Source organism: Selenomonas sp., from assembly GCF_052169755.1.
Lineage (GTDB): Bacteria > Bacillota > Negativicutes > Selenomonadales > Selenomonadaceae > Selenomonas.
In genome coordinates this window covers 1-9,950 of record NZ_JBQNBV010000078.1, presented here as the reverse complement: position 1 = coordinate 9,950, position 9,950 = coordinate 1, and the positions used below count along the sequence as shown (strand labels likewise).

The window sequence follows — 9,950 nt, the reverse complement described above, 5'->3', positions numbered from 1 at the left end:
GTCCCAAGAATGCAAGCGCGAAGTGCGCCGCATGATTGGCTGACGTTGACCGCTACTGAGCCGTCCAAGAGGCAAGTCCGAAGGACGTAGGCGATTGGACAATGGCTCGTATGCGAAAACGTCCCAAGAATGCAAGTGCGAAGTGCGCCGCATGATTGGCTGACGTTGACCGCTATAGAATCAATGCATCTGTGCAAATCTGGGCAACTGCATTTTATCAGTGCTTCCTTAGCTTTCGCTTTCCGACAGCTTTTTCTCGAAGCGATCCTTATTCGTATTCTTCGGAATGCTCGTCGGGTAGTCGCCGCTGAAGCAGGCGTCACAGCAGGGGATGCTGCCGGCGAGCGCAGGGAGCGACGAGATCGGCAAATAGCCGAGCGTGTCGGCGCCGACGATTTTTGTGATTTCTTCGAGCGTATGATGTGCGGCGACGAGGTTGTCTGAGGAGTCGATGTCCGTGCCGTAGTAGCACGGATGGAGGAAGGGCGGCGCGGAGATGCGCAGATGGATCTCCTTTGCGCCCGCCTTGCGGATGAGGTCGGTGATGCGCTTGCTCGTCGTGCCGCGCACGATGGAGTCGTCGATGAGTACGACCCTTTTTCCGTGGACGGTTTCGGCGATGGGGTTGAGCTTGATGCGCACCTTATCGACGCGGTTCTCCTGCCCGGGTGCGATGAAGGTGCGGCCGATGTACTTGTTCTTGATGAGCCCGATGCCGTAGGGGATGCCCGAGGCGCGGCTGTAGCCGAGCGCGGCGTCGAGCCCTGAGTCTGGCACGCCGATGACGACGTCGGCATCGGCGGGATGGCAGGCGGCGAGGATTTCGCCGGCGCGCGTCCTTGCCGCATGGATGGAAACGCCGTCGATGATGGAGTCGGGACGCGCGAAATAGATGTATTCAAAGACGCACGACTTGCGCGGCTTCGTATGACAGTGTTCTAAGCGGCTCGTCATGCCGTCTTTCGTGAAAACGAGGATCTCGCCGGGCAGAAGGTCGCGTTCGAGCTCTGCGCCTACAGCGCTCAGAGCGCAGCTTTCGGAGGCGACGACCCATGTGCCGTCGGGCATCTTGCCGTAGCAAAGCGGACGGAATCCTTGCGGGTCGCGCACGGCGACGAGTTTGGCGCTCGACATCAGACACAGAGAGTAAGCGCCCTCCAAGCGATTCATCGCCTGGCTGACGGCCTCTTCAATCGAGGGAGCCGCCAGCCGCGCCTGCGTGATGAGGTAAGCGATGATCTCCGTGTCGATCGTCGTGTGGAAGATCGCGCCGGCGAGTTCGAGTTTGTCGCGCAGTATATCGGCGTTGCTGAGATTGCCGTTGTGCGCGAGCGCCATCTTGCCCTTTTGATGGTTGATGGCGAGCGGCTGACAGTTGCGGCGGCTCGTCGCGCCCGTCGTTCCGTAGCGTACATGACCGACCGCCATCGTGCCGTCGGGAAAGCGTGAGAGGACTTCGCGTGAGAAAACATCATTGACAAGACCGAGATCCTTGTGCGAGGAAAAAACGCCGTCGTCGTTGACCGTGATGCCGCAGCTCTCTTGTCCGCGATGCTGCAGCGCATAAAGTCCGTAATATGTCATCGCCGCGACGTTCGTCGGCGCGGGAGAAAAAACGCCGAAAACGCCGCACTCTTCATGTATGCTCATTCATCTGCCTCCTGCTCGGGGGTTTTATCATTCCTTTACATCGTACACCATGAGAAAAAACGTGTCAATGGAAGGTATACGAGATACGGAGAAAATAAAAACATGGCAGCCCGCAATAAATTATAATGAGGGAAGGATTTCCCAAGGTATATGTCGAAACAAGAAAATGTTGGATTACGTCCAATGCACGCTACTTTCATATCAGGCAGGCGGACATGCCGCATGTCTGGCGAGTGGATAAATCATAGAGTAAGGAGATCATTGGCATGAAAAACAAGCTGCACCATACTTTGACGAGGGCGGTGCTCTTGGGGATTCTCGCGAGCACGGCGGCGGCGCCGGCTTACGCTGCGTCCTCGCTTTCGAAGCCCGGGCAGGACATCGAGAGCACGCTTCCTGAAGCGCAGGCTGGCGTTGAGAACAGTATGAAGAAGAATACGGCGACGAATGAAGTAAAGTTTCTTGTGAAGAACATCCAGCTCGATGTCGAGGATGAGATCAAGCTGAACAACGCCGAGATCCGCGATATCCTTTTGCCGCGCATCGGCAAGGAAACGACGCTGGCGGGGCTGAACGATCTGCAGGATCAGATCACGGCGTACTGCCGCAGCCACGGTTATCCGGCAGCCGCCGCCTACTTGCCGGCGCAGGAGTCCGACGACGGCAACGTCATCCTCAAGGTCATTCCCGGACGCTATGGCGATGTGAAGATCGACAACAACAGCCGCTTCAAGGATGCGGCGGCGGAGGGCTTTCTGGCAGGTCTCAAGAAGGGCAAGATCATTGAGACGAAGGATTTGGAAACGGCGCTCTATACGATCAGTGACTTCAGCGGTGCGCGTGCTGTCGGTACGCTCAGCGCAGGCAAGTCGTTCGGCTTGAGCGATGTGACTGTGCATATCGAGGACGGCAAGCCGTCGTCGACCATCGTCTACGCCGAGAACTATGGCGGCGAGTCCACGGGACGCTATCGCTACGGCGCCCAGCACGCGATCTACAATGCCGACGGCATGGGGGCAAAGATCAATGTCGGCGCGTTGATTTCTAACAAATCACTGCACAACTACTATGCGAACTACGAGACGCTCGTCGGTCACGGCGGCACGTCGCTCGGCATCGGCTACAGCCGCATGGACTACGAGGTCGGCGGTGAGCTGCGCCGCTTGGGGATGCACGGCACGGCGGATACGATCAGCATCTACGGCAGCCGACCGATTTATCATACGACGGACGAGAAGCTCGCGGTCACTTACGGCTACGACTACCGCAGACTGAAGGACGATATTGACTCCTTCGGCGGCATTGCAGACAGCGATAAGCATTTGCATAACATTCATGCTGGCGTTGAAGGCTTTTGGCGCAATCGCAAAGACGGTCTTTCGCTGAATTACAGTTTTACACTGACGGCGGGGAATCTTACGGCAAATTCAGAGTATGCAAGACGGCTGGCTCAGATCGCCTCGACACAGGGCAAATTCGCGAAGGTGGAAGCCAAGGTCACGGCGGTACAGTCGCTCGGCAAGCAGGCGGATGTCATGGTCAAGATCTCGGGGCAGAAGGCGTCGAAGACGCTCGACAGCTCCGAGCAGATGTATCTTGGCGGCGCCAACGCTGTGCGCGCCTATCCGCAGGGCGCGGGTACGGGCGACAGCGGCGTGCTCGGTACGATCGAGTTCCGCTACTACACCGATGTGCCGGGGCTTGTTGCAAGCACCTATTTCGATGCCGGACGCAGTTCATTCAGCGGTGCGAAAACGACGCTCAAGGGCTGGGGGCTGGGGCTTTCTTACAACGCACCCGATTGGTTTGCGCGTCTCGACTACGCGCGCCGCATCGGTCTTGGAGCGAGTGAAAAATCCAATACGGATCGCAGCCGCTTCTGGTTCCTTGCGGGGAAAATTTGGTAAGAGGAACGGATCGTTTCGTCTCTTGGAAGGATCCACCGATATAGAGCGGAGAAAAGCTGTCGCATAAATATGTGCGACAGCTTTTTTATATGGGTTCTTGAGGAAATATTGCGAGGATCGGTGTTTTCTTAGGGAAATGCGAAGGATGTAACAGGTTTACAGGCAAAGGATAAAAATTTTTATAAAAGGTATTCACCTTCGGATACATTTCTTATATAATAGGAGAAGTATCAAACGGAGGAAAATGATTGATGGAGAATGTGATTCGCATACAGGGCGCACGCGCCCATAATTTGAAAAATATCGACGTGGAAATCCCGCGCGACAAGCTTGTCGTCGTCACGGGGCTTTCCGGCTCCGGCAAGTCCTCGCTCGCTTTCGACACCATTTATGCGGAGGGGCAGAGACGCTATGTGGAGTCGTTGTCGTCGTATGCAAGGCAGTTCCTCGGGCAGATGGACAAGCCGGACGTTGACAATATCGAGGGGCTTTCGCCGGCGATTTCTATTGACCAAAAGACGACGAGCCGCAATCCGCGCTCTACCGTCGGCACGGTGACGGAGATTTACGACTATCTGCGATTGATGTTTGCGCGTGCCGGCAGACCGCATTGTCCGAAGTGCGGCAAGCCGATCGCGCAGCAGACGGTCGATCAGATGATGGATAAGCTTGAGGCTTTGCCCGAGCGGACGAAGCTCCTCATCATGGCGCAGATCGTGCGCGGCAAGAAGGGCGAGCACAAGAAGATCCTCGACCACATTCGCCGTGAAGGCTATGTGCGCGTGCGTATCGACGGTGAGGTCGTCGATCTCGGCGAAGAGATTCACCTCGACAAGGTGAAGAAGCATACGATTGAGGTCGTCGTCGATCGCCTTGTCGTGCGTGAAGGCATGGAGCAGCGGCTCGCTGATTCACTGGAAACGGCTTTGAAGATGGGCGAGGGCGTCGTCTATGTGCAGGTCGTTGACGGTGAACTTCTGATGTTCAGCGAGAATTTCGCGTGCGTTGACTGCGGCGTCAGTCTGCCCGAGATCACGCCGCGCATGTTCTCGTTCAACAGTCCATACGGCGCATGTCCGACGTGCAGCGGGCTTGGAAGCAACATGGAGTTTGACCTTGAACTCGTTGTGCCCGACGACTCGCTGTCGCTCGCCGAGGGAGTTTTTGCGCCGCTTTCCAAGAATCTCAACACTTACGCGAACTGTCAGATGGAGGCTGTATTGAAGCATTACGGCTACACGGTCGATACGCCGTTTCGCGATCTGGAGAAAAAGGTGCAGGAGCTGCTCCTTTACGGTACGGGTGAAGTGAAGTTTGAATTTGGCTATGAGAATATGTTTGGCGAGTACAAACTGCACAACTCTGCTTTTGAGGGGATCATGCCGATGCTTGCGCGCCGCTATCGCGAGACGGACACCGATGCGATGCGCGAGGATTACGAGAACTATATGACGATCACGCCGTGCCCCGCTTGTCATGGCGCAAGACTTCGCCCCGAGGTGCTTTCTGTCAAGGTCGGCGGCAAGAACATCGCCGAGGTCACGGCACTGACGATTCAGGAATGTGATGAATTCTTTGCGGGGCTTTCGCTTTCAGAGCGCGAGGCGAAGATCGCTGCGCAGATCTTAAAAGAGATTCATGCGCGTCTCGGCTTCCTCTTGAATGTCGGGCTTGACTATCTGACGCTCTCGCGTGCGGCTGGCACGCTCTCGGGCGGCGAGGCGCAGCGCATACGGCTGGCGACGCAGATCGGCTCGGGTCTCATGGGCGTGCTCTACATCCTCGATGAGCCGAGCATCGGACTCCATCAGCGCGACAACAACCGGCTTCTGGCAGCGCTGCAGCACCTTAGAGATCTCGGCAACACGCTCATCGTCGTCGAGCATGACGAGGATACGATGTACGCAGCCGATCACATCATCGACATCGGTCCCGGCGCGGGAGCGCATGGCGGGCGCGTCGTCGCCGAAGGTACGGCAGAAGAGATCAAGCGGGTGGATGCGTCCATCACGGGGCAGTACCTCGCGAGGAAGAAGTTCATTCCTGTGCCGAGCCGCCGCCGGACAGGCAGCGGCAACTTCATCGAGATCGTCGGCGCGGCAGAAAACAATTTGAAGAATCTGCGCGTGAAGTTTCCGCTCGGTGAGCTGATTCTCGTCACGGGTGTCTCCGGCTCCGGCAAATCGACGCTCGTCAACGAGATTCTCTACAAAGGAATCGCTTCGAGACTTTACCATGCGAAGGGGAAGCCCGGCAAGCACAAGAAGATCGTCGGACTTGAGCACGTTGACAAGATCATCGACATCGACCAGCAGCCGATCGGCCGCACGCCGCGCTCGAACCCCGCGACGTACACGGGGGTGTTCGACGCCATCCGCCAGCTGTTCAGCCAGACGACGGAAGCGAAGATGCGCGGCTACAAGCCCGGGCGTTTCAGCTTCAACGTCAAGGGCGGCCGCTGCGAAGCCTGCCGCGGCGACGGCATCATCAAGATTGAGATGCACTTTTTGCCCGACGTCTATGTGCCGTGCGAGGTCTGCAAGGGGGCGCGATACAACCGAGAGACGCTTGAGGTGCGCTACAAGGGAAAGACGATCGCCGACGTGCTCGCGATGACGGTCGATGAAGCCGTGGAGTTCTTCAAGAACATTCCGCGCATCGAGACGAAGCTCAAGGTCATCGCCGACGTCGGTCTCGGCTACATCAAACTCGGGCAGAGCGCGACGACGCTTTCGGGCGGCGAGGCACAGCGCGTGAAGCTAGCCACCGAACTTGCACGCCGCTCGACGGGGCGCACGCTCTACATCCTCGACGAGCCGACGACGGGGCTTCACACCGCCGACATCGCGAAGCTTCTCGGCATCCTGCACCGCCTCGTTGACGGCGGCGATACGGTCGTCGTCATTGAGCACAACCTCGATGTCATCAAGACGGCAGACCATATCATCGACCTCGGTCCCGAGGGCGGCTCGGGCGGCGGCGCGATCGTCGCCGAAGGACGCCCCGAGGACATCGTCAAGGTCAAGGCATCATATACGGGCAAGTTCTTACAGCCGTTGTTGGAAGAGAATTTTGAGAGGGGTACGAAATGAATCGATTGAAGAAAAAGGATTTGCTCACTTTGGGTTTTATGATGTTTTCCGTCTTTTTTGGGGCGGGAAATCTCATCTTCCCGCCGGCTTTGGGACAGGCGGCAGGCGAGAACACCATTCTCGCCATGCTCGGTTTCATGACGACGGGCGTAGGTCTGCCGCTTCTTGGCATCACGGCGATCGCGCTTGCGGGCGGCGAGTATGTCGAGCTTCTGCGAAGGCGCACATTTCCCTGGTTCGCGACCGCGCTGCTCGTCATTCTTTATCTCATCATCGGTCCTTTGTTTGCCATGCCGAGGACAGGCGCCGTATCGTTTGAGATCGGCATACGTCCCTTCATGAGCGAGGGCGACATCATGATTCCGCAGCTCATCTATACGGCGATTTTCTTTGGCGCTTCGTACTATTTGTCGCTCAATCCGAACAAACTCATCGACCGCGTGGGCAAGATGCTCACGCCTGCGCTGCTCATCGTGCTCGTCATCCTCTTCCTGCGCACCTTCGCCGCGCCGATGGGCGGCGTGCTCGAAGCGACGGGCGCTTACATCGACGCGCCGTATGCGCAGGGCTTCCAAGACGGCTATCAGACGATGGATCTTCTTGCGACCATCGCGATCGGCGCACTCGTCGTCAACGCCGTGCGCTATCGCGGCGTGACGGATACGCGCACCATCGGCAAGGCGTGCTTGGCGGCGGGCTTCATCACCGTCTCTCTCATGGCATGTGTCTACGGCTCCTTGGCGTATCTCGGCGCGACGAGTGCGACGGTGCTCGGGCACTCGGAAAACGGCGGACAGCTCCTTGCCGAATCCGTGCGCATCTTCTTTGGCGCAGGCGGCAACGTGCTCTTGGCGCTCATCATCATTCTTGCGTGCATCACGACGTGCTGCGGCATCACATCGAGCGCCGCGATGTTCTTCCACAAACTGTTCAAGAAAAAGATTTCCTACGAACGGCTGCTGCTCTTTTCCATTCTTTTCAGCTTCGGCGCATCGAACATCGGTCTCACGCAGATCATCTCGCTCGCCGTGCCGTTCCTCGTGGCGATCTATCCGCTCGTCATCGTATTCGTCATCCTTTCGCTCTTTGATCGCGTCATTGGCTGGCGAAAGAGCATATACCAAGGCTCCGTGCTCGTCACGCTCATCTTTTCCCTGACAGATGCACTCCATGCCGCAGGACTTGGCTCTGCCGCCCTTTACGATCTTCTGGCGCAGTATGTTCCTTTCTACAGCGTCATGATGGGGTGGGTCTGCCCCGCCGCCGTGGGCGCTGTCGCGGGCTTCTTGGTTTCGCTCGGACAGAAGGAGCCGGCAGCGAAGGAGGCGTAGACGGGACGCTCTTCCAGCAATCAGCATACGGCAAAAACATTATTGAAAAATATTCTCATAAGTGTTACACTAGAAGCGTCGGGATTTTCTCGACGCTTTTTGTGTAGCATTTTTGTGGAAATGAAGGAGGAGACGTTTATGGAGTACAAGATCGAGCATGATTCGCTGGGTGAGGTTCGCGTGCCGAAGGATCGCTATTGGGGTGCGCAGACGCAGAGGAGCTTCGAAAACTTCCCCATCGGCACGGAGAAGATGCCGCAGGAAGTCATCCGCGCCTTTGCCATCTTGAAGAAGTCGGCGGCGTTTGCCAACGCGACGCTCGGCAGGCTCGATGAGAAGCGCCGCGACGCCATCGCGAAAGCGGCAGACGAGATCCTTGCGGGCGAGCTTGACGGTCACTTCCCGCTCGCCGTATGGCAGACGGGCAGCGGCACGCAGTCGAACATGAACGTCAACGAGGTGCTTGCAAACCGCGGCAACGAGATCGCGGGCGAAAAGCTCCTGCATCCGAACGACCATTGCAATATGTCGCAAAGCTCGAACGATACGTTCCCGACGGCGATGCACATCGCCGCCGTCGTCGCCATCGAGGACAAGCTCCTGCCGTCGATCGACAAACTCGCTTCGACCTTCGAACGCTTGATGAAGGAAAACGAAGGAATCGTCAAGACGGGCAGGACGCACTTGCAGGATGCCGTGCCCATTTCCTTCACGCAGGAGATCAGCGGCTGGCTCGCCATGCTCAAGGCTTCGCGCGGACAGATCGAAGCGGCGCTGCCTTTTTTGAAGGAGCTTGCCTTGGGCGGTACGGCGGTCGGCACAGGACTCAACGCGCCCAAGGGCTTTGCCGAGGAAGTCGCGCGTGTCGTCAGCGACATCACGGGGCTCGATTTCCGTACAGCGCCGAACAAGTTCCATGCACTTTCGGCGAAGGATGAGATGGTCTTCGCGCACGGCGCCTTGAAGGGGCTGGCGGCGAATCTCATGAAGATCGCCAACGATGTGCGCTGGCTCGCGAGCGGTCCGCGCTGCGGTCTCGGCGAGATCACGATCCCGTCGAACGAGCCGGGCAGCTCGATCATGCCGGGCAAGGTCAATCCGACGCAGTGCGAGTCGGCGACGATGGTGGCGGTGCAGGTCATGGCAAACGATGCGGCAGTCGCCATCGCGGCTTCGCAGGGCAATTTCGAGCTGAACGTCTACATGCCCGTGACGATCTACAACTTCTTGCAGTCCGTGCGTCTTTTGTCGGATTCCCTGCGCTCCTTCGACGAACGCTGCGTCTCCGGAATCAAGGCAAATAAGGAGAAGATGCACGAAAACCTGCATCGTTCGCTGATGCTCGTGACGGCATTGAATCCCGTCATCGGCTACGAGAAGGCAGCAAAGACGGCGCACAAGGCGTATGAGGAGAACATCTCGCTCAAGGAGGCGTGCGTCGCACTCGGCTTCCTCGCACCTGAGAAATTCGACGAGGTATTCCATCCCGAGGAGATGATCTAAGTGACGGACAGCGGCAAGTCAGCGGCTGCGGCTGAAACGGCGGCAGCAAAATCGCCTCAAGACGGCACGGGCAAGAAACCGAACTACAAGAACTGGCTGCCGCGCCGCATGATTGCGGCGGCGCTTGCCGCTGCCGTTCTCTTTTGGGCGCTGTTGGCGCTTTCCCTCAAGTTTTTGCCAACGGCGGGTGCGTGGCTCGCTCTGCCTGTCGTCCTCGGCGTGGCGGCATTTGCTTCTACGGCAGCGACGCTTTGGTTTTATGCGCTCTACCGGATGTTTTCCTACGATGGCAAACGTCAGCTTGCGCGTCGTATCGTCGAGGGAACCGCGGCATACATAAAAATTCCCGCAGGCGGACGCATCCTCGACGTGGGCTGCGGCAGCGGCGCTTTGACGATCGCTTGCGCCAAGGGGAACCCTGCATCTGATGTGCTTGGCGTTGACCTTTGGAGCGGCGTTTACGCATC

General features: G+C 57.9%; 5 protein-coding genes and 1 pseudogene. 5 read left to right on the top strand and 1 reads right to left on the bottom strand.

From position 1 onward, the window contains the following. Positions 1 to 228 precede the first annotated feature (228 nt). A complete protein-coding gene (purF, locus tag ACTTKG_RS06725; protein ID WP_442673463.1) occupies positions 229 to 1,650 on the bottom strand; it encodes an amidophosphoribosyltransferase in 1,422 nt (473 codons plus the stop codon). 266 nt (positions 1,651 to 1,916) lie between these two features. Here purF and ACTTKG_RS06720 point away from each other — a divergent pair, with 266 nt between their 5' ends. The 5 genes and pseudogenes from ACTTKG_RS06720 to ACTTKG_RS06700 form a co-directional block, all read left to right on the top strand. After that, positions 1,917 to 3,557, top strand: a complete 1,641-nt coding sequence (locus tag ACTTKG_RS06720) for a ShlB/FhaC/HecB family hemolysin secretion/activation protein (RefSeq protein WP_442673462.1) — start codon at positions 1,917 to 1,919, stop codon at positions 3,555 to 3,557. Positions 3,558 to 3,808: 251 nt separating this feature from the next. Next, a complete protein-coding gene (uvrA, locus tag ACTTKG_RS06715; RefSeq protein ID WP_442673464.1) occupies positions 3,809 to 6,649 on the top strand; it encodes an excinuclease ABC subunit UvrA in 2,841 nt (946 codons plus the stop codon). Further along, on the top strand, positions 6,646 to 7,980 hold the full coding sequence (brnQ, locus tag ACTTKG_RS06710) for a branched-chain amino acid transport system II carrier protein (RefSeq protein ID WP_442673461.1): 1,335 nt from the start codon (positions 6,646 to 6,648) through the stop codon (positions 7,978 to 7,980). Before uvrA ends, brnQ begins: the two co-directional genes overlap by 4 nt. 138 nt (positions 7,981 to 8,118) lie before the next feature. Next, positions 8,119 to 9,483: a class II fumarate hydratase gene (gene fumC, locus ACTTKG_RS06705; RefSeq protein WP_442673460.1), complete on the top strand. Its 1,365-nt coding sequence runs from the start codon at positions 8,119 to 8,121 to the stop codon at positions 9,481 to 9,483. Continuing rightward, positions 9,484 to 9,950: pseudogene (locus tag ACTTKG_RS06700) on the top strand (class I SAM-dependent methyltransferase); the annotation flags it as partial.